At 46.3% G+C, this 26,411-nt stretch carries 27 protein-coding genes; 24 read left to right on the top strand and 3 right to left on the bottom strand.

Annotation, left to right across the window (positions count from 1 at the left end):
• Positions 1 to 2 precede the first annotated feature (2 nt).
• The 4 genes from fsa (at position 3) to AB4Z29_RS09205 (ending at position 4,322) form a co-directional block, all read left to right on the top strand.
• A complete protein-coding gene (gene fsa / locus AB4Z29_RS09220) occupies positions 3 to 671 on the top strand; it encodes a fructose-6-phosphate aldolase (protein ID WP_183561166.1) in 669 nt (222 codons plus the stop codon).
• A gap of 38 nt (positions 672 to 709) precedes the next feature.
• Entirely contained in the window at positions 710 to 2,059 is a 1,350-nt protein-coding gene (locus AB4Z29_RS09215) for a glucose-6-phosphate isomerase (protein WP_441942755.1), read from the top strand.
• A gap of 41 nt (positions 2,060 to 2,100) precedes the next feature.
• A complete protein-coding gene (gndA, locus tag AB4Z29_RS09210) occupies positions 2,101 to 3,519 on the top strand; it encodes an NADP-dependent phosphogluconate dehydrogenase (protein WP_441942754.1) in 1,419 nt (472 codons plus the stop codon).
• 218 nt (positions 3,520 to 3,737) lie between these two features.
• On the top strand, positions 3,738 to 4,322 hold the full coding sequence (locus tag AB4Z29_RS09205; protein WP_441942753.1) for an NAD(P)H-dependent oxidoreductase: 585 nt from the start codon (positions 3,738 to 3,740) through the stop codon (positions 4,320 to 4,322).
• A 110-nt stretch (positions 4,323 to 4,432) separates the two neighbouring features.
• Here the strand turns inward: AB4Z29_RS09205 and AB4Z29_RS09200 are convergent, their stop codons facing one another.
• Positions 4,433 to 5,878, bottom strand: a complete 1,446-nt coding sequence (locus tag AB4Z29_RS09200; protein WP_441942752.1) for a hypothetical protein — start codon at positions 5,876 to 5,878, stop codon at positions 4,433 to 4,435.
• A 316-nt stretch (positions 5,879 to 6,194) separates the two neighbouring features.
• Between AB4Z29_RS09200 and AB4Z29_RS09195 the strand changes: the two genes are divergently transcribed.
• The 11 genes from AB4Z29_RS09195 to AB4Z29_RS09145 all read left to right on the top strand — a co-directional run bounded on the left by AB4Z29_RS09195 (position 6,195) and on the right by AB4Z29_RS09145 (position 16,929).
• Positions 6,195 to 7,538 (top strand): hypothetical protein, encoded by a 1,344-nt coding sequence (locus tag AB4Z29_RS09195; RefSeq protein WP_441942751.1) that lies wholly within the window; start codon positions 6,195 to 6,197, stop codon positions 7,536 to 7,538.
• Between the two features lie 123 nt (positions 7,539 to 7,661).
• A complete protein-coding gene (locus AB4Z29_RS09190) occupies positions 7,662 to 8,678 on the top strand; it encodes an NAD-dependent epimerase/dehydratase family protein (RefSeq protein ID WP_441942750.1) in 1,017 nt (338 codons plus the stop codon).
• A gap of 2 nt (positions 8,679 to 8,680) precedes the next feature.
• Positions 8,681 to 9,742 (top strand): dihydrodipicolinate synthase family protein, encoded by a 1,062-nt coding sequence (locus tag AB4Z29_RS09185; RefSeq protein ID WP_441942749.1) that lies wholly within the window; start codon positions 8,681 to 8,683, stop codon positions 9,740 to 9,742.
• 17 nt (positions 9,743 to 9,759) lie between these two features.
• Complete coding sequence (gene sdaAB, locus AB4Z29_RS09180; RefSeq protein WP_441942822.1) at positions 9,760 to 10,440, top strand: L-serine ammonia-lyase, iron-sulfur-dependent subunit beta; 681 nt, start codon at positions 9,760 to 9,762, stop codon at positions 10,438 to 10,440.
• Positions 10,437 to 11,351, top strand: coding sequence for an L-serine ammonia-lyase, iron-sulfur-dependent, subunit alpha (sdaAA, locus tag AB4Z29_RS09175; RefSeq protein WP_441942748.1), 915 nt, complete (start codon positions 10,437 to 10,439; stop codon positions 11,349 to 11,351). The genes sdaAB and sdaAA overlap by 4 nt, the downstream gene beginning before the upstream one ends.
• Positions 11,351 to 11,482, top strand: coding sequence for a hypothetical protein (locus AB4Z29_RS09170; RefSeq protein WP_441942747.1), 132 nt, complete (start codon positions 11,351 to 11,353; stop codon positions 11,480 to 11,482). The genes sdaAA and AB4Z29_RS09170 overlap by 1 nt, the downstream gene beginning before the upstream one ends.
• A 21-nt stretch (positions 11,483 to 11,503) precedes the next feature.
• Positions 11,504 to 12,181: an epimerase gene (locus AB4Z29_RS09165; protein WP_441942746.1), complete on the top strand. Its 678-nt coding sequence runs from the start codon at positions 11,504 to 11,506 to the stop codon at positions 12,179 to 12,181.
• A 145-nt stretch (positions 12,182 to 12,326) separates the two neighbouring features.
• Positions 12,327 to 12,794, top strand: coding sequence for a CcdC protein domain-containing protein (locus AB4Z29_RS09160; protein ID WP_441942745.1), 468 nt, complete (start codon positions 12,327 to 12,329; stop codon positions 12,792 to 12,794).
• 309 nt (positions 12,795 to 13,103) lie between these two features.
• The gene (locus tag AB4Z29_RS09155) at positions 13,104 to 14,621 is read left to right on the top strand and encodes a spore germination protein (RefSeq protein WP_441942744.1); all 1,518 of its coding nucleotides are present in this window, start codon (positions 13,104 to 13,106) and stop codon (positions 14,619 to 14,621) included.
• A gap of 24 nt (positions 14,622 to 14,645) precedes the next feature.
• Positions 14,646 to 15,812, top strand: a complete 1,167-nt coding sequence (locus AB4Z29_RS09150; protein WP_441942743.1) for a Ger(x)C family spore germination protein — start codon at positions 14,646 to 14,648, stop codon at positions 15,810 to 15,812.
• A 7-nt stretch (positions 15,813 to 15,819) separates the two neighbouring features.
• Positions 15,820 to 16,929 carry a GerAB/ArcD/ProY family transporter gene (locus tag AB4Z29_RS09145; protein WP_441942742.1) on the top strand — a complete coding sequence of 370 codons (1,110 nt, stop codon included), beginning with the start codon at positions 15,820 to 15,822 and terminating at the stop codon, positions 16,927 to 16,929.
• Between the two features lie 42 nt (positions 16,930 to 16,971).
• Here the strand turns inward: AB4Z29_RS09145 and AB4Z29_RS09140 are convergent, their stop codons facing one another.
• Complete coding sequence (locus AB4Z29_RS09140; RefSeq protein ID WP_441942741.1) at positions 16,972 to 17,841, bottom strand: AraC family transcriptional regulator; 870 nt, start codon at positions 17,839 to 17,841, stop codon at positions 16,972 to 16,974.
• Positions 17,842 to 17,978: 137 nt separating this feature from the next.
• Between AB4Z29_RS09140 and AB4Z29_RS09135 the strand changes: the two genes are divergently transcribed.
• On the top strand, positions 17,979 to 19,445 hold the full coding sequence (locus AB4Z29_RS09135) for a HEAT repeat domain-containing protein (RefSeq protein ID WP_441942740.1): 1,467 nt from the start codon (positions 17,979 to 17,981) through the stop codon (positions 19,443 to 19,445).
• A gap of 119 nt (positions 19,446 to 19,564) precedes the next feature.
• Here AB4Z29_RS09135 and AB4Z29_RS09130 read toward each other — a convergent pair whose 3' ends face one another.
• Positions 19,565 to 20,455, bottom strand: coding sequence for an AraC family transcriptional regulator (locus AB4Z29_RS09130; protein ID WP_441942739.1), 891 nt, complete (start codon positions 20,453 to 20,455; stop codon positions 19,565 to 19,567).
• A gap of 119 nt (positions 20,456 to 20,574) precedes the next feature.
• Here AB4Z29_RS09130 and AB4Z29_RS09125 point away from each other — a divergent pair, with 119 nt between their 5' ends.
• The 8 genes from AB4Z29_RS09125 (at position 20,575) to AB4Z29_RS09090 (ending at position 26,262) form a co-directional block, all read left to right on the top strand.
• A complete protein-coding gene (locus AB4Z29_RS09125; protein WP_441942738.1) occupies positions 20,575 to 21,363 on the top strand; it encodes a sugar phosphate isomerase/epimerase family protein in 789 nt (262 codons plus the stop codon).
• Positions 21,364 to 21,608: 245 nt separating this feature from the next.
• Positions 21,609 to 22,205: an RNA polymerase sigma factor gene (locus AB4Z29_RS09120; RefSeq protein ID WP_441942737.1), complete on the top strand. Its 597-nt coding sequence runs from the start codon at positions 21,609 to 21,611 to the stop codon at positions 22,203 to 22,205.
• Complete coding sequence (locus AB4Z29_RS09115; protein ID WP_441942736.1) at positions 22,202 to 22,807, top strand: anti-sigma factor family protein; 606 nt, start codon at positions 22,202 to 22,204, stop codon at positions 22,805 to 22,807. Before AB4Z29_RS09120 ends, AB4Z29_RS09115 begins: the two co-directional genes overlap by 4 nt.
• Before the next feature lie 71 nt (positions 22,808 to 22,878).
• On the top strand, positions 22,879 to 23,457 hold the full coding sequence (locus AB4Z29_RS09110; protein ID WP_441942735.1) for a histidine phosphatase family protein: 579 nt from the start codon (positions 22,879 to 22,881) through the stop codon (positions 23,455 to 23,457).
• 195 nt (positions 23,458 to 23,652) lie between these two features.
• Positions 23,653 to 24,828, top strand: a complete 1,176-nt coding sequence (locus tag AB4Z29_RS09105) for a hypothetical protein (protein ID WP_441942734.1) — start codon at positions 23,653 to 23,655, stop codon at positions 24,826 to 24,828.
• Between the two features lie 100 nt (positions 24,829 to 24,928).
• The gene (locus tag AB4Z29_RS09100; protein WP_441942733.1) at positions 24,929 to 25,435 is read left to right on the top strand and encodes a gamma carbonic anhydrase family protein; all 507 of its coding nucleotides are present in this window, start codon (positions 24,929 to 24,931) and stop codon (positions 25,433 to 25,435) included.
• 22 nt (positions 25,436 to 25,457) lie between these two features.
• The gene (locus tag AB4Z29_RS09095; protein ID WP_054024511.1) at positions 25,458 to 25,640 is read left to right on the top strand and encodes an IDEAL domain-containing protein; all 183 of its coding nucleotides are present in this window, start codon (positions 25,458 to 25,460) and stop codon (positions 25,638 to 25,640) included.
• A gap of 190 nt (positions 25,641 to 25,830) precedes the next feature.
• Positions 25,831 to 26,262, top strand: a complete 432-nt coding sequence (locus tag AB4Z29_RS09090) for a DUF2487 family protein (protein ID WP_441942732.1) — start codon at positions 25,831 to 25,833, stop codon at positions 26,260 to 26,262.
• Positions 26,263 to 26,411 lie beyond the last annotated feature (149 nt).

Raw genomic sequence — 26,411 nt, 5'->3', positions numbered from 1 at the left:
ATATGAAATTTTTTATCGATACAGCTAACCTGGTAGATATTAAGAAAGCTTACAAAATCGGAGTTTTGTCCGGTGTTACGACTAACCCGTCGCTGGTCGCCAAAGAAGGCGTGAAATTCGAAGACCGTATCGCCGAAATTTTGCGCGAAGTGCCTGAGGTTGAATCCGTATCTGCTGAAGTAACGCCTGATGCTGTAACAGCCGAAGAAATGATTGCACAAGCAGATGAGCTAATCAAAATCAACAACAACGACAAGAACATCACGATTAAGCTTCCGATGACGCTTGCAGGCCTAGAAGCATGCCGTTATTTGACTAAAAAAGGCGTTAAAACAAATGTCACGCTAATTTTCACAGTAAACCAAGCGCTCTTGGCTGCTCGTGCCGGTGCAACTTATGTATCACCGTTTCTTGGACGCTTGGACGATATTTCGGAAGACGGCGTGCAATTGATCGTTAAAGTGGCGGAATTGTTCCGCACGCATAAATTGGATGCTCAAATTATTGCTGCATCCGTTCGTCACCCCGACCATGTCACTCGCGTAGCTATGGCTGGCGCTCACATCGCAACGATTCCATTCAGCGTGATCGAGCAAATCTCCAAACATCCATTGACCGATCAAGGGATGGAGAAATTCGCAGCCGATTGGAAAAAAACAGCTGAGCTGTAAGCCTTGATAAAAAATCAGAATCAAAGGAGTCGCTTTATATGGCTATAACATTTGATTACTCCAATGCCTTATCATTTGTCCAACAGCATGAAATCGACTATTTCGGAGATTTTGTGAATGTGGCTCATCGCAAGCTGCATGAAAAGGAAGGACCCGGCTCCGATTATTTGGGATGGGTCAACCTTCCCCTTGCATACGATCAAGAGGAATTTGCGAGAATCAAGCATGCCGCTCAGCGTATTCGCAGTCATTCTGATGCATTGATTGTAATCGGAATCGGCGGTTCATACCTAGGCGCAAGGTCTGCGATTGAAGCACTATCCCACACCTTTCATAATCAAATGGAAGGCAAAACGCAAATCTATTTTGCCGGCCAAAATATAAGTTCGACGTACATCACGCATTTATTAGAAATGCTGGAGGGGAAAAACATTTCCCTGAATGTCATTTCGAAGTCTGGAACGACGACGGAGCCGGCTATTGCATTCCGAATATTGCGAGAGTACATGGAGAAAAAATACGGGAAGCATGGTGCTAGAAGACGTATATTTGCAACGACTGACCAATCAAAAGGTGCGCTGAAGAAGCTTGCTGACGAAGAAGGATATGAAACCTTCGTTATTCCTGATGATGTAGGCGGCCGGTACTCCGTATTAACGGCTGTAGGGCTTCTTCCGATAGCAGCAGCGGGACTTGATATCGATCAAATGATGGCGGGAGCTGAGGCTGCAGCCGAGAAATACAACAATGCGGATCTGGCTACGAACGAAAGCTATCAGTATGCTGCTGTTCGCAACGCGCTATACCGCAAGGGGAAATCGATCGAGCTGCTGGCTAATTTTGAACCGTCCCTGCATTTCGTGTCCGAATGGTGGAAGCAGCTATTCGGCGAAAGCGAAGGCAAAGACCAGAAAGGGCTTTATCCAGCCTCTGTCGATTTCACGACCGATTTGCATTCAATGGGCCAATACGTCCAAGAAGGGCGCCGCGATCTTATCGAGACCGTGCTTGCCGTGAAGAAACCGCGAATTGAGCTGACGATCCAAGAGGACGAGGGCAATCTGGACGGATTGAACTTCGTTGCGGGCATGACGATGGACGAAGTGAACAAGCAGGCTGCTTTAGGTACGCGGCTTGCCCATGTAGACGGCGGCGTTCCTAATCTAATTGTAGAATTGGATGAACTAACAGAATATACGTATGGCGAAATGGTCTATTTCTTCGAGAAAGCATGCGGAATTAGCGGGCTGCTGCTTGGAGTAAATCCGTTCGATCAACCTGGCGTGGAAGCTTATAAAAACAATATGTTTGCGCTGCTCGGCAAACCAGGCTTTGAATCACAGAAGGCCGAGCTTTTGAATCGTATAGCGGCAGCCAAACCCGAATAATGTCATAGAGATGCTCACAAACAACTGGGAGGAAGTCTACGATGTCTAAACAACAAATTGGTGTAATCGGATTGGCGGTAATGGGTAAAAACCTTGCCTTGAATATGGAAAGCAAAGGGTTCTCGGTTGCTTTGTACAATCGTTCGCCCGAGAAAACAAATGAGCTATTGGCGGAAGCCGAAGGTAAAAACGTAGTAGGTACTTTTAGTTTGGAGCAATTTGTTCAATCCTTGGAGACGCCTCGCAAAATATTAATTATGGTAAAAGCCGGCCAAGCGACGGATGATACCATAGATCAATTGGTGCCCTATTTGGATCAGGGCGATATTCTGATCGATGGCGGGAACGCGTATTTCCCTGATACGCAAAGAAGGAACAAAGACCTTCAAGCGAAAGGCTTCCGCTTCATCGGAGCAGGTGTTTCTGGCGGCGAGGAAGGCGCGCTCAAAGGTCCGGCGATTATGCCTGGCGGGCAGCAGGATGCTTATGAGCTCGTAGAGCCGATCTTAACGGCGATATCCGCAAAAGTGAACGGCGACGCTTGTTCCACTTACATTGGCGGCGATGGTGCAGGCCATTATGTCAAAATGGTTCATAATGGCATTGAATACGGCGATATGCAGCTTATTGGTGAAGCCTATCAATTGCTTAAAGATGTCTTGAACTTGAGTACTAGCGAGCTTCACGACATCTTCTCTGAATGGAACCGCGGTGAGCTGGACAGCTATTTAATCGAGATTACGGCTGATATCTTTGCAAAAACAGATCCGGAAACAGGAAAACCGATGGTAGATGTCATCCTCGATTCGGCTGGCCAAAAAGGAACGGGCAAATGGACAAGCCAAAGCTCATTGGACCTCGGTGTACCATTGTCCATCATCACGGAATCCGTGTTTGCACGTTTCCTATCCGCGATGAAAGAAGAGCGCGTAGCAGCGAGCAAGCTTCTGAACGGCCCTTCAACTTCTAGCTATGATGGTGATCCTAAAGCATTTATCGAAGCGGTTCGCAAAGCATTGTATACGAGCAAAATCGCTTCTTACGCACAAGGTTTTGCCCAGATGAGAGCTGCTTCCGACGAGTATGACTGGAATCTGAATTACGGAAGCATTTCGATGATTTTCCGCGGCGGCTGCATTATTCGTGCCGGAATCCTGCAGAACATCAAGGATGCGTATGATAAAAATCCGGGACTGAAAAACCTGTTCTTGGATGATTATTTCAAAGGCGTCGTTGAGAGCTACCAAGACGCATGGCGCAGCGTAATCGCAACGGCTGTCACGAGAGGAATTCCGGTTCCTGCTTTCTCCTCAGCTCTCGCATATTATGACAGCTACCGTTCAGAGCGTCTGCCAGCTAACCTGCTGCAAGCGCAACGGGATTATTTCGGAGCGCATACGTTTGAGCGTTTGGATCAAAAGGGAAGCTTCCACTTCCAATGGATGGACAATAACAACTAATTTGGCATACTTCTAGATGCAAGATGGCAGCGACTTACAGGTCGCTGCCATCTTTTTCGTTACAGGCTTCTTTCAACCTGTTAACGGATTTTATTCCATTCAGTATTGACTAACGAACATGTAACTGATAAAGTTACAAGTGTAAAGCGTAAATTTTTTTGCGGGGATTGTAACAATCAATGTTACAAAATTTACATGAGAATCTAGGAGGATAAATCATGAATCATTTAATCGTATTTGCACACCCGCATGCCGAGAGCTTTAACCATGCAATTCTGAACGCAGCGGTGGAGGCACTCCAGTCTAATGGGCATGAAGTCAGTGTCCGTGATCTTAATCAACTAAGGTTTAACCCCGTTTTGACGACGGAAGATACAGCGGCGTTGCGCGAAGGGAATATACCAGCCGATATTAAGACAGAGCAGGAGTTTTTGGCAAAAGCGGATGTTGTCACGTTTATCTATCCAATCTGGTGGACCGGTCTTCCCGCCATTCTAAAGGGTTATGTGGACCGCGTTTTCTCTTACGGATTCGCGTACCAGTACAATGCCGAAGGCGGAATTGACAAGCTGCTTGCCGGGAAAAAAGGATTGCTCGTCAATACTTACGGGACGCCAGGCGAAATCTACGAGAGCATTGGGATGAACGCTTCCTTGAAGCAGACGTCCGGCGGAGGCATATTTGAATTCAGCGKAATCGAAGTCGTGGATCATTTGTTATTCGGCGGCGTGACGTCGCCAGATGCGAATGAAGCTCGCAAAAACATGCTTGATCAAGTGAAGCAAACGTTCACTGCTCTTTAAAATATTTATTCATAGGGAAGCTTGGAATTTAAGAGGCGAGCGTGCTGCATTTTATACAGCACGTTCGCCTTTTTTCTTAGATGGATGCATCCATCCAAGCTTCCTTTGCTCTACTTATTGTATTGGTGCTTTTTTATCATTTCTTTGATCAACTGATAGATTGTCGTGACACCAAGCCACAATGCAACCGTTATGCCGGATAATGTAAGTGCGAAAGCAAAGTATTCAAAAGGTGAGTATTCCTGCATTTTTCCCCAATCAATATCGCCCTTTAAGTCCTCGATGACTTGATTCATGCCGTAAATTCCGCTTATAACCGTATAAATCGTTAGAATGAGCAGCAAATAATTGCTTCGCTTCGTCGTGAAGTTTTCTTGGTATTTGTACAAATCCGCCAGCGTTTGTTTTACATCCGTAAACAGATCGATGTTGCCGAATTGACTGCGGAGTTGAATGAAAATCTCTTTGCCCTGCGTTTGTGAAACGACCTCATTGAAATAGTATTTGGCAGAGAAGGTTGTGATCGATCGGATCAATTGCTCGATCTTGTCTTTATTCTCATCCAAACGGATATGGGAATACAAATTAGACAGCTTCAGCAGCACGATTTTATGAAACAGATTAATGATAAGCGCATAGTAGTATTCGCCATACATGTGGTTAGCGATCCGTGTTCGCATAGCTTGTTCTTCATTGGTCACACATACAAACGATGTTTCATGTGTGATGTAATACGTATGCGGCGCCCAGCGGTCATACACATGCTTGTCGAGATAACGAGCGATGTACGAGGGGTTCGTTGAACTCATATAAGGTTGATTGTCTCCGTCAAATCCGTCAATATGCGATGCACGGAACAAGTCAGCTTCGGTAATTTCACTCTTGCTCTGAAAGGCAATTAGGCCTTGTATATACATCCGTTCATCTACGAAAAACGGATGTCTTGCGAAATAGGTTTCCTCTATGCCTTTTGTATTCATGAAGGGAACGATGCCAGGCACGAGATGCTTAAACAAAAAATCCTCCACATCCTCATATTCCGATCGATCGGATACCCAGCTGACCTCACGGTCCCGGCTATTCATATCTTGAAGGACACGGAACCGTTTGGCGAATTCCATCGCTTCCGAAAAGTCGGCAGTGCCTCGCGGTATTTCAACTCGAATCGTAATAAACCCAAGGTCGAACGGACAAAGAAATACATCCGTCGATTGCACAATGAAACCGATGCTGCGGGCTTCGGAGCGCATGGTGCATGCTTGATTTATTTTTTTGGAATAGCGGTGCAGTCCCGGCTTGTCCTCTGTGTGCGGGAATATCATGCTGTTGGTAAAAGGYAAATAATATCGTTCCAGATTAAGATGGGAGACTCGATAATCATCCCCGTAATATTCCGATTCCAATGCGGTGTTCTTCAAAGAAAATCGTGTAAAACCATCCATCTGAAGCTGGGATATCAGCTTATCTTTACAATTCTTGTTTAATGAAAACGGGAAAATGAAATGGAACAATGCTGCATCAAGCAGCTTTTCCTCGGAACCGAGCTCTGTCATCATAATTCACCCTTTATTCGAAAATCTTCGTAAAGCCATATACACGGATTTGCTGAGATTTAAACGTATGAGTATGTTCAACTAGGGGGGAAGTGAAAACTGGAGCTTTCTCTATATGAGTTGATTAGCAGCCATATCATCATGAGGAGGGAAGACCTTTATTAAATCGAATAGCGGTTGCTTAGTCTGAAGATTCTTCTAGGATCTTCAGCTTTTTGTTGCCATTGCTCTGGTAACCTGCAGTATGATACGCTACTTAAAAGACTTATTAAAGATAATGTCCGTAAATGAGTCCGTAAATGATGGGGGATTTACATACATGGATCATAGCACTGAGAAAGGAATAGCGATCGGTATCATTGGTCCTGAAGTGATGGTCAATCGAATGATGAAGGTGCTGCAAGCATTTCCATCTTTCCTGCCGATAGCGAGCGTTTACAAGAAAGTAGAGGAAGCAGCGGGGCTAGCTGCTGAAATAGCGAGCGAGGCGGAAGTCATATTGGTATCCGGGCCGCTCCCTTATCATCGGATTAGGGAAGAAACAAGCTTGGATGTTGCGCTTCATTATGTACCATTAACGGACACGAGCTTCTACCGGTCGTTGTCCCGATTGAAAAATGCGCTTGAGCCAGAGCAGCAGCTGCGAATATCCATTGATACGTTAGGGAAAACAATGGTTGCTAAATCTCTTCAAGAAATTAATGAATCTAGCGTGCAGACGATGCTGTATAGCGGAACAGCTTATCCTACGATCGATGCGTTGATTGACTTTCATGCGCGGCTATACGATTCCGGGTCATCCGATGCTGCAATGACGGCAGAAGCGGCTGTATCTGAAGCGCTTACGGAGCGGGGGATTCCGAATGAATGGATCATACCTACGGATCAGAACATAACGGTTGCGCTAGAAAGAGCATTGTTATCAACGGAAACACGTCAAAGCAAAGAAGCACAAATCGTAGTCGGTTTGCTTAACATCGATCATTTCGAGAAGCGCATTCATACGCATACGTCGGAGCATGAGGTACAGAGGCTCAAGCTGGAGATTCACCGGATGCTGCTTGATTACGTGGAATCTTTGGACGGTTATTTGACCCATCTTGGCGGAGAAGAATATTTGTTTTTTACGACCCGAGGCATATTTGAAAGAGAAACCGGCGGATACAAGACCATACCGCTCGGCAAGCATGCCAACCAGAAGTTTGGCTTGTCACTCAGCATCGGCATCGGATTTGGCCGTTCTGCGAATGAAGCGGGCACCCATGCGAGATCTGCATTGCGCAAGTCGAAGGATGCTGGCGGAGATACTTGTTTTATTGTGAGGGAAGACAAAACATTTATTGGGCCGCTTGCGATGGCAGACCCCATTGAAATTACATTGTCGATGACCGACGCGGCGCTTATAAAGAAGGCCGAGGAAGCGGGCATGACTTCGGTTTATTTGAGCAAAATGCTTGCTCATGTTGCGCGAAGCGGCCGCGTTGATTATATGGTGCATGAGCTGGCGGCTATTCTTGATATAACAGTCAGAAGCACGCACCGGCTTGTTCTGCAGTGGATCGACTACGGACTGGTCCGGATCGCAGGGGTAGAGAAGGTTCCCAAAGGGAGGCCGCGCCAAATATTCAAGCTATCCTTTCTGGAAGACAAAGTGAGTGACTAACCCGAATATTTCGTTATTCGGGTTTTTATTCGAACATTAAAAGACAATTAAAAGATTTGTCTTTTAAGAACGGAATCACTATGATGAAGATATCCTCACATCTGGAAGGGAGTTATTTATCAAATGAGAACGATTGAACAGCTCGAGGCTAAGCTGGCCGAACCGTCGGAAGCAATCATAAACGATATGAAAGCACTCAAGGGGGACATTCTCCTATTAGGTGTTGGAGGAAAGATGGGGCCGAGCTTGGCTAGACTATTGATGAACGCGATCAAAGCCGCTGGCTTGAACAAAAAAGTGATCGGTGTATCGCGATTTTCAGAAGCGGGACTTCAGGCACAGCTTGAAGCGGAGGGGATCGAGACGATTGCTTGCGATCTATTCGACGATGAGAAGCTTCAGGCTTTGCCGGATGTTGAAAATGTCATATATATGGCAGGAAACAAATTTGGCACAACAGGCAATGAATCATTCACTTGGGCGATGAATGCGTATTTGCCGGGAAGAGTTGCCGTGAAATACCGGTCCTCGCGCATTGTCGTGTTTTCTTCGGGAAATATATACCCGTTCACACCGGTTGGCTACGGCGGGGCTAGTGAAACGGTAGCGCCTTCTCCAATTGGGGAGTATGGACAATCTTGTCTTGGACGGGAACGGATATTCGAGCATTTCTCCAAAAAGTACGAGATTCCAATGGTCGTTTATAGACTCAACTATGCCATTGACATGCGCTACGGCGTGCTGCTGGAAATTGCAAAATCCGTCAAGAACGGCATACCGATCAATCTGACGATGGGGCATGCGAATGTCATTTGGCAGGGGGACGCTAATGAAATTGCGATTAGATCATTGCTAGCTTGCGAAACGCCGGTAAACTTTCTGAATGTGACAGGCCCGGAAACGATGTCGATTCGATGGGCAGCAGAGGAATTCGGCAAGAGATTCAATGCGGCGCCGATCTTCGAAGGCATGGAAGCGGATCAGGCGCTGCTGAACAATGCATCCAAAAGCCATCAGCGTTTCGGATATCCTCGGGTTTCTTTGCTTCAAATGATTGATTGGACTGCCGAATGGGTAGAGGCTGGCGGAGCAACGCATAACAAGCCGACACATTTCCAAGAAAGAAAGGGGAAATTCTAAGGATGTCCCCTCTACTATCGCAAGAGCAGACGCAGGCGCTTCATGAAGGGCTTGTCATTCCTGCACATCCCCTAGCTCTTGATGAACACAGAAAATTGGATGAGCAGCACCAAAGGGCGCTTACCCGTTATTATCTCGCTTCAGGCGCAGGCGGTGTTGCCGTTGGCGTTCATTCGACACAATTCGAAATTCGCGACCCGCAGTACGGATTATTCGAAAAACTGCTTCGTTTAGCCTCGGAGGAGGTTGAGGCTGCGAGGCTCTCACGTCCCTTCCTGCGTGTTGCTGGTATATGCGGGCCAATGGAGCAGGCGCTGAGCGAAGCCGCTATCGCAGTTGGACTTGGATATGATGCGGGGCTACTGAGCATGGGCGGACTTCAGGGCTGGTCGGAGGCGGACATTTTGAAGCGCACGGAACTGGTAGCGGAGGTTATTCCCGTTATCGGATTTTATCTGCAGCCTTCAGTAGGCGGGAGGGCATTCAGCTTCGAGTTCTGGCGTGCTTTCGCTGATATTCCCGGTGTAATTGCAATAAAGATGGCCCCGTTTAACCGTTACCAGACGATTGATGTCGTACGCGCCGTATGCTGCTCTGAGCGAAGGGATCAAATCGCATTATACACGGGCAATGACGATAATATCGTCAATGATTTGTTTACGGTTTACCAGTTCCAGGTACAGGGCAGAATGGTTGAAAAAAGAATCGTCGGCGGGCTTCTTGGACATTGGGCAGTATGGACGCATAAGGCTGTGCAGCTGCTGGAGGAAATCAAGCTTGCGCGGATACAAGAAAGCCTGTCGCCTGAATGGCTGGTTCGCAATATTGAAGTAACCGACTCCAATGCCGCATTATTTGATCCGGCACACGGCTTTGAAGGATGTATTCCCGGCATTCACGAGGTTCTGCGCAGGCAAGGGCTTCTTAAAGGGACATGGTGCCTGAATCCGCACGAGGAGCTCTCACCGGGACAGAATGAAGAAATTGACCGGGTTTATGCGGATTATCCGCATTTGAACGATGATGAGTTCGTAAGGAGACATCTTTCTGATTGGCTAAAATAGGAGGTATCGACCCCGATATGCGGTTTAAAGATGTGTTCTCCATTATTGGTCCTGGTATGATCGGACCGTCCAGCTCACACACGGCGGGAGCGGTTCGTCTGGGCAGAGTAGCCCGTGGATTGCTTGAAACACAGCCATTAGAGGCTGAAATCGTATTTTACGGATCTCTTGCTGCCACCTATAGCGGGCATGGGACGGATTTGGCTGTGACAGCTGGATTGCTTGGATTCGATACGGATGACGAGCGAATTCCGGAATCACTGGAGATCGCCGAATTATCGGGGATGACGGTGGACTTTCTGACGAGCAGCGTGCCTGCTGTTCATCCGAACACATTGAAGATTAAGTTATCCGCTGGCAACAGGGGATGCCAGATGACTGGCTGCTCTATCGGGGGAGGAAATATCGAAGTGATCGAAGTGAACGGATTCGATCTTACGTTTACAGGAAATTACCCGACGCTTATTGTCGAACATACTGATCAGCCTGGCGTACTTGCGGACCTGACAAGGCTGTTAAGCGAGGCTAGCGTTAACATCGGTTACATGGATGTTGACCGCAAGGCCAGACAAGGCCACGCAGCAACGGTTTTTGAGACGGATAGCATGATTCCTAAGGAGCTGCTCGGTAGAGCGAAGTTACTATCGCATGTGAGAAACTTACATTATATTGATTTGAATGGCGGTGCTTCAGAATGAGGTTCAGCTCTTTGAAAGAACTCGCAGTTGTTTGCGAGAAAGAGGGCAAATCGATTTGCGATATTATGCTGGTAGACCAAGCTGCGGAATCAGGGCGCTCTATAGAGCAGGAATGGGAGAAAATGAAAGCTTATTACGGCATTATGAAAGACGCAGCTGCGAAAGGCATTGTTTCTGAGAAAACATCGCGAAGCGGATTAACCGGCGGGGATGCGAAGCGCGTGCATGAATATACTCGGAAGCCGGATGCGTCGCTAGAGCCCTTCACTGGCCTTGCAATGGCCTATGCCCTCGCCGTATCTGAGGTGAATGCCTCTATGGGCCGCATAGTTGCGACGCCTACGGCAGGATCCTGCGGCGTTATTCCCGGCGTGTTTGTAAGCAGCCAGGAGCGTTTCGGCTGGGATGACGATCATATGGTAAAAGGGCTGTTCAGTGCAGGCGCTATCGGCTATATCATTGCCAACAATTCGTTTATCTCCGGCGCTGAGGGGGGCTGCCAAGCCGAGATTGGATCAGCAATCGGAATGGCTGCAGGCGCCTTAGTCGAGTTGAAAGGGGGGACACCAGCCCAAGCGGTGCATGCCGTTGGACTGGCGTTAAAGAATACGCTTGGCCTGATCTGTGATCCGGTAGGCGGCTTGGTGGAAATTCCTTGTATTGTCCGAAACGGGTTTGGGGCCGTCAATGCGCTTGCTGCTGCTGATATGGCACTTGCAGGCGTACGCAGCGCCATCCCGACAGATGAGGTGATACAAGTCATGCTTGAAGTGGGTAGTGCGATGCCAGAAACATACCGAGAGACGGCAAAAGGCGGTCTGGCGCAGACGCCGACAGGCAAGCAGATTATTCGTCAGCTGGCCAAGGACAAAAAGAAGTCGACTGCTAGCAAGAAGGAGGATACAACATAATGGTTTTCGCATTGCATGGACTTCGTACAACTGCCAAAGCGCCGGAAGGAGAGCTGATTGCGCTGCGGTCAGATATGGATTCAGCTGAAGATCATTGGATGGCTTGCTTACGGAAAAGGATGATTGATTAGCGCAAGGGAGATGAAACGGGTATGGCATTTCGAATGGAAACGAATAAACATAAGCTTAAGGTCATTCTAACAGGTGCTACAGGCATGGTAGGAGAAGGGGTGTTGCACGAGAGCTTGGCGCATCCGGATGTGGAGCAAGTGTTGGTTATTGGCCGCGAGCCTTGCGGAGTTACGCATGTGAAGCTCAAAGAATTAGTCGTTCCTGATCTTTATGATTTATCAGCCATCAGTGAGGAGCTAGGCGGATTTGATGCTTGCTTTTTCTGTTTAGGCATTTCGTCTGCGGGTATGAGCGAAGCGGAATACAGTCAAATTACGTATGATTTGACGATGTATGTGGCAGGGCTGCTTTCAGGTAAAAATGAAAAGATGGTGTTTTGTTATGTGACAGCAGGAGGAACGGACACCGGAAAGAGCATGTGGGCGAGGGTAAAGCGGAAAACGGAGAACGAATTGCTGAAACTTCCTTTTAAAAAAGTATACATGTTCCGCCCCGGCTATATTCATCCGACCAAAGGATTGAAAAACGCACATCGCTATTATGCGGCACTGACTTGGCTGTATCCCCTCATACGCCGGTTGATGCCGAAGCATGTCATTACGTTAAGCGAGCTTGGCAAAGCGATGGTCCATGTCGTTCAAAAAGGGAACGATACTCCTTATTTGGATAGTCGTGATATGGCTAGGCTTTCTCGTTAATAATCGTGATTGATCACAGGCTTGGACTTATTCAATTTAAATGAAATGACTTTTGTCATCTACAATGGGTTACTTCCTTCACTAGTGATGAAAGCATGGATAGGAGATACTTGATTCATAAATAAACAAGGATGTGTYGTCATTTATGAATCCGATAGAATCATTTAGTATCTCGCTAGCCATCTTTATTCTCATCGTGCTAGGCTTGTCACGCGGAATGCGCAAACCGATCCATAAATCAGGTATCAGACTGCTGCTGCCAATTGCTTATATTTCGATGTCTATGTTCCAGTTACTAGACCCGACAATCCAAGTCAGCCCCAAGCAGCTATGGATTTCCATTTTGATCGGCCTGATTATCTCAATCCCGCTGATTGCTACAACGAACTTCGTAAAACGAGAAAACGGGGAAACCTTTATCCAACGCAGTAGGTTGATTTTTGCGTTATTAGCAGGAGTTTTTATTGTCCGGATCATCATGATATCCCAGATTCATTCGATTGACCAGAGCACTCTTTCTTTTCTAACGAGCATGGTTATGGTTTGTTATATAACGGTTTGGCGAACGGCCAGCTTCGTGAAGTTCCGTCAATTGGTTAAATCGATCACATAAATTCTATGCTGAAATGTAGTGTTCAAAGGCAGCTTCCTCTCATTGAGGAAGCTGCCTTTTTGCTGTTTATTTTGCCTATACCGGTAATCACGGCAACAAGATTTGCAGTGCTTCCATACTTGCTTAATTCTCGATTATAGATGGCCATCGATCCCATTATTTACGGAAAAAATGTCACCATTGCTCTTGCATTACTTTGATTTTGAAGGTTGGTGCATATTTATGGGTCAACTATCTCAATATAATGTTATCCAATTTGATCCATGTAAAGAAAGGAATGCATTTTGAAGCAAAGGCGGTGCATCAGTATTGAACGTACCAGAGCTGGAGTATTTGGACAATCCCATGCTGGAAAAGCTTGAGCAGGAGTTGTTGAGCCTTTCGATTAATGAAAATGCAGACGTGCTTGGACAGTTCTTTCTGGATTGCGCTGATCTTGTGATGCATGATTTCGTTGCAAGCAGAGGCAGGGCTGCGACTGTCTTTTATTTTCAAGGCCTAACGGATACGATGCAGCTCGAAATGCAGATCATTCGACCGCTTTCAACACGAGAAGCAGAGTCGGGCGAGCTAGACAGCTTTGAAGGGGTCATTATCAGCAACAAAAAAACGGTCGAAACTTACGGCGACGCCGTAAGATCGATTCTGACAGGCCGTTCGCTGCTGCTCATTGATGGAATTAAAGGTGGACTCTCCTTAGGCTTAACAAAGTTTGACGCGCGAAGCGTGGAGGAACCTCAATCCGAGTCGGTCGTCCGCGGACCGCGGGAGGGCTTCACGGAAACCTTAACGACGAATACCTCGCTGCTGCGCAGAAGGATTCGCAGTTCCACGATGAAAATCCAATCGTTCGAGTTAGGCAGATACTCCAAGACGATCATTGATCTGATTTACATAGAAGGAATTGCAAGAGATGAAATCGTGCAGCAGATCACTGATCGACTGCAAGCCGTAGATATTGACGGAATTCTTGAAAGCGCGATGGTGGAGGAAGCAATCGAGGATTCCACCTTTTCACCGTTTCCACAAATCCAAGCGACCGAAAGACCGGATGTAGCCGTTGCGGCGTTGCTTGAAGGCCGGATCGTAATATTAACCGAAAATACGCCGATTGCACTTATCGCGCCTACTACTCTTGCTTCGCTAATGCAGTCTCCAGAGGATTATTATCAGCGATTTTGGATCGGCACGACGATTCGGTGGCTCCGTTATTTATTTTTCTTCATTGCCTTGCTGGCACCCTCGGTGTATGTAGCCATATTAACTTTTCATCAAGAGATGGTGCCCACAACGCTGCTTCTGCGGGTTGCGCAATCCAGGGAAGAAATACCGTTTCCCGCGTTGCTTGAAGCGCTCATCATGGAAGTTATTTTTGAAGCACTGCGCGAAGCTGGAATTAGGCTGCCGAAGCAAGTAGGTTCCGCAGTAAGCATCGTAGGCGCACTTGTCATCGGCCAAGCAGCTATTCAGGCGGGGCTCGTATCTGCTCCAATGGTCATGGTCGTTGCCATTACGGGCATTTCGTCATTCATGATGCCGCAATATCCGGCAAGCATTGCGCTTAGATTGCTTCGATTTCCAATCATGATCCTATCAGGGATGTTTGGGATATTCGGCCTTATGCTGTCGCTGCTGCTTATCATCACGCACTTGTGCACCCTGCATTCCTTTGGCATACCTTACTTGTCCCCATTCTCTCCATTGCGGCCAACAGAGTGGAAGGATTCACTGATTAGAGCTCCGTTGAAATATTTGAAGCAGCGACCTAGCACCTATGTTGGCAAAAACAAAATGCGGCAATCGGTTTATGCCAAAACAAGGGAATGATAAGCCGGGAGGAGGGTTTCGAACGTGAGTATTCAAATTTGGAAGCTGACTTGTCTATGCTTGGTTCTTGCGATTTTGCCGGGATGCTGGGATCGGATTGAAGTTAATGATATGGCGCTCATCATGGCGGTAGGCATTGACAAGGCAAAGGACGAGCACATAGAGCTCACGGTTCAAGTCTTCATTCCGAATCCCTCTTCAGGAGGAAGCGATGGTGGAAGTAACGAAGGGCGCGTCTATACGCTATCCCGTACAGGGATGACGCTGCCTGATGCCTTGTCGGTGATGCAGAGGGAGCTTCCGCGAACTTTTTTCTGGGGCCATGCCAAGGCCTATATTTTTGGTGAAGCATTAGCAAGAGACGGCATGCACGACCAATTTGATTTTTTATTCCGAGATATTGAACCGAGAGAGCAAGCTAACGTTTATTTGTGCCGCCAAACCGCCAAAGCTCTGCTGCTTTCATTGAGCGATCCAAATTCCTATGAAACGTTGATTAAAATGGGTCAGAAAAGGTCACTTGAGTCATCAACGGTCATTAATATAGCAGAAATGATTGCATCGGAATCGGATTCTTTTACCTTGCCGATTGCCCATTCCTCATCATTCATGTCTGCAGGCGAAGAAAAAAACATTCTCATCGTTAAAGGTGATGCGATCGTAAAAAAGAGGAAGGTAATCGGTTATTTAGATGCTGGAATGACTGAAGGACTGCAGTGGTTTCAGAATATGCGAATTGAACGCAATGTTGGAATAGCTCTGGATAATCCGAAACAAAAAATAACAATAAAGCTCAAACGAAGCAGCGTTCGAGTCATTCCCTCTATTAAGAACGGAGAATGGAGCGTGCTCATGAAACTGAAAATTAACGCGGACGTGGCTGATAATTCAACCAAGCTTAATCTTATTGATGAGCATGACCATTTAAGAAAGATTGAGAAGCCGTTCAACGAAATGCTAAGCAGACAAATAGAATCGGCTGTCAAAAGGCTGCAAAACCAATATGATGCGGATGTGCTTGGTCTTGCAAAAGCATTTCACCATAAATATCCAAAAGAGTGGAAGCAAAACCGACAACGCTGGGATGAACGATTTAAGTCGCTGGACATCAAGATTGAAGTGGATACGATTATCAGAAATCCAGGTATTTCGAACATTAATGTACGTGTTAACAAAGGGGAAAGGAGTTGAGCTGCCTATGGATTCCATGGTCTTATCGAATCGGCAGATTTTCTGGATGATTGCAAGCATGCAAATGCTGATGCTCATATTGCTTACTTCGTCGGCTACCGTTCAAATAGCCAAGCAGGATGCCTGGGTATCCTCTTTGCTGGTCGTAGTGATTGGTACCAGCATTGCGTATTGCTGCGCGAAGATAAGCACGCTTTATCCGGGTCAAACGTTGATTTCATTCAGTCATCAGCTACTCGGCAAATGGCTTGGGAGCTTCGTAGGCATGCTGTATATTATTTATTGGATCATCGTGTATGCAGCAATATTACGGCAGTTCACATCTTTTATTATCGGCACGATTCTGCCTGAAACACCGATTGCAAGCATCCTTTTGATCATGTCGCTTGCCGTCATTTACCCTACGATTCAAGGCATTACGGTGATTGGGCGTTTAAGCGAAGTGTTAGGTCCGATTATCGTCGCAGGGGTGCTCATCCCGATCCTGCTAGCCGTCAACAAAATGGATATTGAACGACTATTTCCAGTGTTCGGCGATAACAACGCGCTTACGGTGCTGTCAGCCGCAATCCCTTCAGCGCCTTTTCTTGGCGACTGTATCGTACTCATGATGTTAATCTCATTCCTGAAACAGAAAAAATCGGTCATACGGCATTCTGTCCTCAGCGTTCTGCTCGCAGGCTTGGGGTTCGTGTTGTCCATATTCGCTGTACTTATGATGTTCGGACCAATGGTTACGGGAAGCTCCCCTTACCCCTTGTTGCTGCTCGTTCGTTCCATATCCATAGGCGGGGTTGTCGAGAATTTGGATGCTATCATGACGGCGATTTGGATGATGAGCATCTTCATTAAGCTCTCGCTATACTTGTTCGCCGCAAGCTACGGTACCGCCGAATGGTTCGGTACGAAGAGATGGCGTCCATTCGTGTGGTGGATTTCATTAATAGGAGGCCTGATTGCATTAATTCCAAGGAACTATGTCGAGGTATCCATTGTATTTCCGGCGAAGGTTGCCGTTCCATATATTTTCCCCATACTAAATGTTTTTCTGCCTCTGCTTATGCTGATGATTGCCTTGGCAAAGCGGAAACGTACGGATCAGCTGCCTTATGGATGACAGGAATTTTGGTATGGATGACAGAAATTATGGTTAAGTTTTTCATTTGAACTGCTCAGACAATCGGTATTCACGCGGTGATTGGCCGGTTTGCTTCCGAAAGAGTCTAGAGAAATAGTGAACAGAGCTGAAATGGTATTTTTCGGATATGTCCGTAATGCTCAAGTTGGTATGCAGAAGATCTTCCATCGCTCGGCCTATACGAAAGCGGTTCATATACTGGACCGGCGAGTAGCCTGTTGTTTGTTTGAATATTTCAAAAAAATGCCCTCGGCTGATATGAAGGCTTTCATAGTAATAAGCAGGAGGATATTCGGCTCCGCTTAATAGATTTTGTTCCATTTGCGTCAAAAGCCGTCCGATCCGAGGGTCCGGAATATGATCCTCCTTAAGCACGTTTTGAAGGAAATATTCGATAAAGTCTTGGAAATTCCGCTGCGTCGTTAAGCTCCTCAGGAATGTTTTTCCGCTTGTATATTCCCCTGTTTTATAGAAGCTTTGAAAATGATCAATCCATGGGCGCATGGAATCGACCGCAAGCACCTCTGGTATTGCATAGGGGAAAGAGGGTCCAACCAATTCAGCCACCAGCTGCTCAGCTTGATAACAGATCGGTGCTGCCCAATCGGAAATCGCGCTTCTCTCCACATAGGACCAGTCAAAATAACAGCAAATATGGACCATCGGTCGTTCAAGGTCGGCTAACCATTCGTGATGCTGACCAGCTGGGATATATACAAGGCTGCCTGGCTCCATCATGTAAGTTTTCCCCAGCATATTTAACGTCCCCCTACCTTCGCTAATTAAATAGATGGAACTGGCATAACAGATTCTAGGAAAGCTAGTTTGCCCACGGGCAAACGGATATCTTGTCGCGTAATACACATAAGGATGAAAGCTTGAAAAAGTCATGTATATAGTCTCCTTAACGCTTTATGAAGAAAATAGCCTACTATTGTGCAAAAGGAAGACATCTATGTAAATACATAAAACGGCTGCTCCCATACAGTTAATACTGTAGTTATAAGATAATATAAGGAGCGATCGATATGCAACAGAATCTAAAATGGCTGACTGATGAACAAATCGTTCAATTTATTACGAATGGTTATTTGGTGCTGCAGAATGAGCTGCCCAATGAACTGCATCAGAAAGTAATGAGCCAAATCCACACGGTACTGATGGAAGAAGGGAATCCTGGAAACAACATATTGCCAAGAGTTCCTGATATTCAAGCTTTCTTTGAAACGCCGGTTGTAAGGGGAGCTTTGACGGGCATACTCGGACCAAACTACTATATGCATCCGCATCGGCATTGCCATTACAACCAGCCAGCGAATCAGAATCCAGGAGGCGGACTGTGGCATAAGGACGGTTATTGGAGCGCAATGAGGAGTCACCGGCCTTGGTGGGCCATGATTTTTTATTATACGCAGGACATAACAGAGGAGCTCGGTCCAACAGCGGTTATGCCAGGGTCTCAATACAATGAACATTTTCCCGGAGATGATAAGCCGTTCCTATTGCCGACAGGTCCAGCAGGAACCATGGTGCTCGTCCATTTTGATCTGTGGCATAAGGCTTCGCTCAACACATCCAATCAGGACCGCTATATGCTGAAATTTCAATTCGCAAGACTGGAAGCGCCAACATCGCCAACTTGGGACAATGAGAACAATTCATTTCAAGTTTCCGCAGGTCAAGCAGATGAAACCTTGCTTCCCATTTGGTTGGATGTTTGGGACTGGCTGAGAGGCGGTTCTGACGTGATCGAAAAACGAATCGATTCGCCTACGGTAGATCAAAGAGAAGCGGATCGATTAAAACAGTTGGTCGTGGGGGATGTGGAAAATTTAGCACTGAACGCTGTCTATACGCTGGGGAGATCGGGCGCAGCGGGGCTAAGCGAATTATTAAGTATCATGCGTTCGGAGTCAACCGAAGCGTCGGTTAGAGCCGCATATGGCTGTATTGCAGCTGGGGAAGCTGCTGTCGAGGGATTAATCGAGCTGCTTGACCATACTGACGGAGAAAGGCGAGCATTGGCATGTTTTGCGCTCGGCATGGTCGGCAGTCCGAAGGAGCAGGTCGTACCTGCGCTCATTGTTGCTCTATCAGATGAGCATGCACAGGTAGAGCGGCAAGCGGCGGAAGCACTCGGTTTCATCCATGCGACATCTTCTGAAGCGGTCTCATCCACCGCCCACACTTTAGTGAAATCACTAGAACAGGAGAAGCAGGAGCAGGCAAACGATTTTTGGCCGCATCAAGGCTATATTGCGAATAAGATAGGCTATAGTGCGGCATTGACACTGCTGCGTACTGGGAAAAACGGGGAAGCAGATGAAGTCATAGGTGCACTCACTGCTGCTCTGGACAGCAAAGACCGTTACGTAAGGGCGTATGCATTTGAAGCGTTGACCTACTTGCGGACGGAGAAAGCTGTAGAAGTCCTTCTTCGTTATTACCGCACTGCGCGGTGGTGTCCGGATACGAGCAATGCAAGCATGTTTTAGTCATCGCAATTAAATAAATCGAAGAACGAACCTTATTGAAGCGGCAAGTAATAATTCTCATAGACAATAACAGATAAAATGAGCGAGGCTGTCTAGGGCAGCCTCGCTGCATGTAATCTCTAGCTTTTGCTTGCAATCGGAATATAAAGATCAACCTCGCAATAATCATCATTCGCTAACCCGACGTCAATATATTCGAAGAAATATGGCTTGCAATGCGAATAGGACGATTCTGGAAGCCATACATGTATATAGTCCCATATTTCTTGTAGCTGATGAAAAGTAAGCAGCCGTGGACGGAAGTCGCCTACATATTTAAATGTAGCGTATTTTTGTGTTGGTAAAATATTCGTATGAAGCATGGGATTCTGATTGTTAAAATGATGAACTTCGGCGGATGGGAAATAAAGTGTACTATCTGGCTCATCTGTTAGATAAGTCAGTCCGATATAGAGCTGATCGTTGGTTTTCTCAGGAATATGAGGATGTATCCGATAAAAGAATTCATTGCCTGCCGTGTTAGCCGTATGTTTGACATAATTCTCCGCACTGCTCATCACATGTCTGCTTCCTATCAAGTAACTGGTTGATTTAATAACGAAAAGCGGTTCGAACAAAACGCCACGTGTCATCTTCTTAAGCTTGCTGCTGTCAAATTTCTCTGTTATTGTAATTTGCTCGAAGCGCTTCCGAAGCCGGGAAGGGGTTACGCCGAATTGCTGTTTGAAAGATCGGATGTAGGATTGCTCGTGCTCGAAGCCGAATTCCATGCCGATGCTCAATATATTCCAATCGGTATTCAGCAAATAATCGACACTGCTGCTCAGCTTGCGGGCTCGAATGTACTCCATTAAAGGAATGCCAGTTGCATGCCGCATCAAGCGATGCAGATGGAATTTAGATAGGTTTAAAGCAGCAGATATACGGTCAAGTGTAAGCTGCTCTTTCATATTCTTTTCGATATAGAGAACGGTGTCCTCAATAATCCGATGGAAGTGGTTGTCGCTCATTCTAACTCAAACTCCTTATTAGGTAGAGCAAGATTTGTTCATTTTATTATAGGTAGTTTTATGATAATAGCAATAACAAGGCATTGTGCTATCATTATAAAAGATGGAGAGTGAATCGTTTGCCCTATCTATCTGTTCGGAATTGGATTTCTTCAAACGTACTGCAGCTTGAGCGGCTAACTTTGCTTGATTTGCCATTGGAAGCTTCCAAGAGAGGTTATCAAGCCGTTGAAATTTGCCATTTTCATTTCCCGTCCATCGAAACCTCTTATTTGCTGCGACTGAAAGAAGCTTTCTTGGACAGCGGCATTAGTTTTGATACGCTGCTTCTGGATTACGGAGATTTATCCAGTGAAGACAGAATAAAGGCGAAAGAAGATTTTCGCTATATTTGTGAATGGATCGAAATCGCTTCAATCGCTGGAGCCAAACAAATTAGAATCATAGCCGGTGAGGCATTAGCCACGGACAAAGCTGCGATGCAAAGGGTTGCAAGGTGCTTAATGGAGCTTGATGAATATGCCGCGATGCTCGAGACTAAGGTCGTGTTGGAAAACTACAAGGCGCTCACATCGAGCGGGGACAGCTGTCTGCGGCTTCTTGGCCAGACGAGGTTTCAACTGCCATTCATAACGAATTTAGGGAACTTTTCCGGTAAAAACAAATATAAGGATTTGTCGCTGACGGTTCCTTTTAGCGTATCCATTCATGCAAAGCCGCAATTTGATGATAATGGTCTGCTGGACGAAGAAGATTTCATGCAGTGCATGGAAATTGCGCGGTCTGCAGGTTATGACGGTTCTTATGTGCTGATCCACGAAGGACAAGGCGATGCGTGGATGGAGCTGGAGAAGCTCAAGCATCTCGTTATGCCGTTTCTCACTTCCACGACTTTGAAGTCATTATGAGACTATACGAACCAGTTTTGTTAGGAGACTGGTTTTTTTATGTTTCCGCTGCGTTTCAATTGTAAAAATATTGTATTTTATCCTTTTGTCGAAAGAGGCAGGAATTTGCACATGCGACACGAATAATATGTATACTCGTATTTTTGAATTAATTATGATAAAGACCGCAACTTTTCGTTCCCGGCTCGGTACAATGTAATATAGCGGCCCGGGAATAATCCGCAGGTGGAGGAGGTTCGCCTGTCATGACTGATTCCCAATTAATACGTGAGATCAAGGATGGCAACGTCGAGCTGTACTCCGAGCTTATGCGGCGCTATCAGCGTAAAATATTAGCCTTTATCTATCATATGTTAAAGAGCGCAAAGCTTGAGCTGCTAGCAGAGGACTTGTGCTCCGAAACATTTTATAAAGCTTACCGCAGCCTCCATTCTTTTCGTGAACTGGATGCTTCTTTTTCGACGTGGCTATATACGATTGCTCGCAATACGGTGCTGAGTGAGCTTCGCAAGCAGAAATCGGCTAATGTTTCACTCGATGAATCCGGCTTCGAGCCTGTTGCGGCGCTTGATGCGGTACCGGAGCAGCAGGTGCTTAGGAAAGAACGAATGGCTATGGTGCGTGACGCGATTAATAACTTGCCAGAGAAACAACGCTCGGCTCTTATTCTTAGGGAATATGACCAGCTAGACTATCAGGAAATCGCTAATATATTGGGACAGACGGTCAGTTCCGTTAAATCACTGCTTTTCCGGGCTAGAGCAAGCGTAAAGGCGCAGCTGGAACCTTATTTCGGTCAATCGCCGCTGCTGGAAGAATTTGAAGGGATGAATACGAGATGAATTGCAACGATGCGCAAGACAAATTCGGCGAATATTGGGATTTAGCTGAGCATGACGAGGATCGAATAGCGATCGATACTCATATGCAGCAGTGTAAATCATGTGCGGAGCAGTTTCGGCTTTGGGAAGAGAGCGAGGAGATGATTCGTTTTCTATCGGAGGATGAGGAAAGTCTGGGACCAATCGAGCATATGAACCGGAGCGTTATGGATCGGATTTATGCGGAAGAATCTTGGCTCATGCCCGTACCTCACAAGAGCTACCAATTCTCCAAAAATTTTCGCCGCAATATTGCGTTGATCGTTGCTGCATGCATGGCGATGTTTGCAAGTGCATTTTTTGTTTTCGTATTCGATGGTCACAGCGGTGCATCGCAAGCCGAGATCGCGGACTTAAGCGGATTAATGGATACGGCCAACGCTTCAGGAGATGGACTGGTATCCGCCGCAGGATTTTATGCCGAGGTTCCCGTTGCAAGCATTAGCGATCCATTCGTTCTAAAAGTGATGCCCGCTTTTCCACAATATTATGTTGCTCTATCGTTGCTCGGAATTATTATGACATTGTTAATCTTGAATTGGCTATCGCGGACGCGAAGCTAACTTGGCCTGATATGAAGCTCCTACGGGGGCTTTTTTATTGTATTCATATAGATGAAGGAGTTGCATGCAGCATGTTAATCGGATTGGTTCGGCATGGCAAAACAGATTGGAACAAGGATGGCAGAATTCAAGGGCAAACCGATATTCCATTGAACCAGGAAGGCATATCGCAGGCAATCTCGTTAGCTGAGCGTTTGAGCGGTGAAGCTCGAATATGGGATGCGGTTATTTCAAGCGATCTGCAAAGAGCTAACGCAACAGCAAAGATTATAGCGGAGAGACTGAGCATTCCGCTTCTAGACAGCGACCCGCGGCTTCGGGAACGATTTTTCGGTGAAGTTGAAGGTACGAAGGAGCAGGAGCGGCATGAACGCTGGGGTACCAATTGGCGCGATTTGGCTGATGGTGTAGAGTCGAATGATGATGTTAGGACACGCGGCTTAAGTGCCATTAATGATTGGAAGAAGACTTTTCCTGACCGCAATTTGCTTGTCGTCTCCCATGGCAGTTTTTTGGCTCAAATACTAGCAGAAGTTTGCTCGGATCTAGAGGATCAATACTTATCTAATTTATCGTACTCCATCTTGGAGCTAAGGGATGATCGGTGGCATCCTCAGCTTTATAATTGTACGATCCATTTACAAACATAATTGTTCGCTTATTGAGCTCTCTCCTTATTCGTAAAGGAGAGAGCTCATTTTTTATACAATCTTTCTGTACGGCAGGTTATAAAACGATAGAATTTTTCCCATAATGTAATCAACAGACGCTTAACCAATGCACAATACGCTTACGTAACGGAACGCGGACCATCTAGCGAATGTTCCTGCAGAAAGGAGAGAGYCATGAATTTATCGGATATGCTAGGTTATGCCGACATAAAGCAGCTAAGCAGCATTGCTGACGTCTATCGATGCGAGTGCAACGGCCATTCAAAAAACGATTTGATTCAATCCATTCTCTCTACCGTAAGTCGAAATGATGTCTTTGAAGCGCAAATTAGCAGCATGAAGATGGAGGATTTAAGGTTTTTGAATTCCTTGCTGTTCGAAGCGCGCAATTCCTTCAGCCTGGAGGATTTGCTTGCACGAGTTCAGCAGAGCCGGTTTGGGGAAGATGCCATCAAACAAGAGCCCGAGCCGCAGCCGAAAGCAAAACGCTCGAAAAAGAAAAAAATAGAGGAAACAGTGCCTCTAAGCCCGCGTGAAATGATTGTGAAATTCAAGCAGCAAGGCTGGTTATTCAATGGCTTCAGTGGACCCAGCAGATATTTGTTCCAGGTTCCAAATGATCTGAAAGCACGGTTCCGTGACACGCTTGCAAGAAGATTTGCTTCTGACCTTACCTATTCGGAAGAACCGCCAGTCTACCGCGATGAACAAATGTTGATTCACGATGATATCTCACATTTGCTTCATTATATGTACCATAATGAGGTGCAGCTGACGGCTGACGGATCCATGTACAAACGGTTTACCTTGCAGCTTCTCGAGAAGTTTGGCGTACAGGAAGAACTGCCGACCAAGGGGGCGTGGCGTTTCGGCTATGGGAGGCATTTCAACCATTATCCGAATCGATTATCGTTTATTTACGATTACTGCTATTTCGCCAATTACATAACGGAGAACCAAACACAGCTCAGTATTACAGGCCTCGGCGAGGAACGCATGCGGAGCAAGCCAGCAGGCGAGGCGGAACAAATCTATCGCTTTTGGCTGAAGCTGTATAAAGGGCCTATTACGCACTTGCTGTCGCTCGTCCATTGGATAAATGCCTTGACGGTGGAATGGGTTACGGTGGACTCGCTTAGGACAGTACTCGTTCCGTTTATCAAGCCTTATTTCTATGATGATGCTAATACGATTTTAGAGCAGCGTATTTTGGCTATGATGGTTCATTTGGGCTTGCTTCGGGTCGGGGAGCATCCGATCAACGGCGCTGTAGTCAGAATGACCAAGGCCGGCCGTTCGATCGTATCCGGACTCGGGCTGGAAGATTTGGAATCAGTACGTCTGCATTGACTAATGACCACACTCTTGGAGAATCATTCAATATAAGCTAGAGTATAAGCGAGTTATGAAAAAACCTAGCGATTTGAAACGAACAAAGGGAGTGAAGGTTATGTTGATTCCTTATAAAGGCGTACAGCCGAACGTACATCAGAGCGTATATCTAGCAGAAGGCGCGAAAATAATCGGAGACGTATCGATTGCGGATAATAGCACGGTTTGGTTCAATGCAGTTTTGCGAGGGGACCTCGCGCCGATCCGCATTGGACACAGCTGCAACATTCAAGACGGAGTTGTCGGGCATGTTAATGTGAACCAGCCTCTTCTATTAGCAGATGAGGTATCTATTGGACATGCTGCTATTATACACGGCTGTACGGTAGGCAAGGGCACATTAATTGGAATGGGGGCAATCGTACTTAACGGCGCAGACATTGGTGAATATGCTTTAATAGGAGCCGGTTCGATTGTTACAGAGAATAAAAAAATACCAGCCTATACTCTATCAATTGGTTCACCTGCCAAAGTCGTACGAGAATTGACAGATGACGATCTGCTGCGCATGAGAAAGACGATGGAGAGCTACGTGACTAAAGGTATAGAATATAGGATCTCTTAACGCCGGTTTGGAGGTGTATCCTATGGACAAAATGAAAGTAACGTATGAAGCGATGCTAGGTTTGGCTGCGGAATTCGTGCTGGATGACGCGGTATTGAAATTTCAAACCAATCAAATTTATACGGCAATTGACAAAGCGCTGGCTGCAGGTGATGAGGATACGTTCTACCGTCTCGCAAAACAGCTGAATGCATTAAAAAAATAACGTACTGCTGCAAGGTCAACGGCCGAGGCAGTCTATGAAGCTTTCCAGTTTGGCAGGGCAAGTATGCTCGTTCTGCAAGCCGGAAGGCTTTTTTCTGCATTTTTGTTTGGCAAGAACGGGGTATGGGGTTTAACATAGAAGCTGTGATGTTTATTTGGCTGCCAATTATGTTAGGAGTGACCGTAAAAAGATGAAATTCAGCGAAATTGAAAAGGATCAGTGGGAGGAGCTAAGTCCATTTTTGGATACATGCCTGCTGCCTATTACCGGAATGACCTTAGCAGTAAAGCCATTTGAAGCGACTGGATGGCTGGAGAGGCTTAGAGACGTGATGGACGTGATAGAAATTCCATTCAAAGGAAGGGTCGTTACCTATCCGGCTTGGCATTATTATTCAGACCGCACGAAGCTTGCAGCGGATCTGGAGAGCTGGTGCTCATCCGTGAAAAAACTCGGTTTTCGTTATGTTATCGTTGCCACTGCGGACGCCAATCTTATTCTTAATTGTCCATCCGTTGATTTGTGGGTCTCTCCTGATGCTGAAGGAGGAATTCCGCAGCAAAAAGAGATATCCGATGCCATTCGAGCGCTTTGGAGCGGACAAGCCGCATCAACTTCTTGAAATTGCCGTATAATATAATCAAAATATGGGGAAAACAAATGCCAGACAAGGTCAAATGTGACAAAATAATAACAAATTATTGAACGGGTTTTTGATAAGCTTGCAAATATGAAGCCATATTCTTGACGCTCCCAAGCACCTAGGCTATT

Origin of the sequence: Paenibacillus sp. 2TAB23 (assembly GCF_052115165.1) — a bacterium.
Lineage (GTDB): Bacteria > Bacillota > Bacilli > Paenibacillales > Paenibacillaceae > Pristimantibacillus.
Note: the sequence above shows the minus strand (reverse complement) of the source record. Positions and strands in the feature narration are given on the sequence as shown.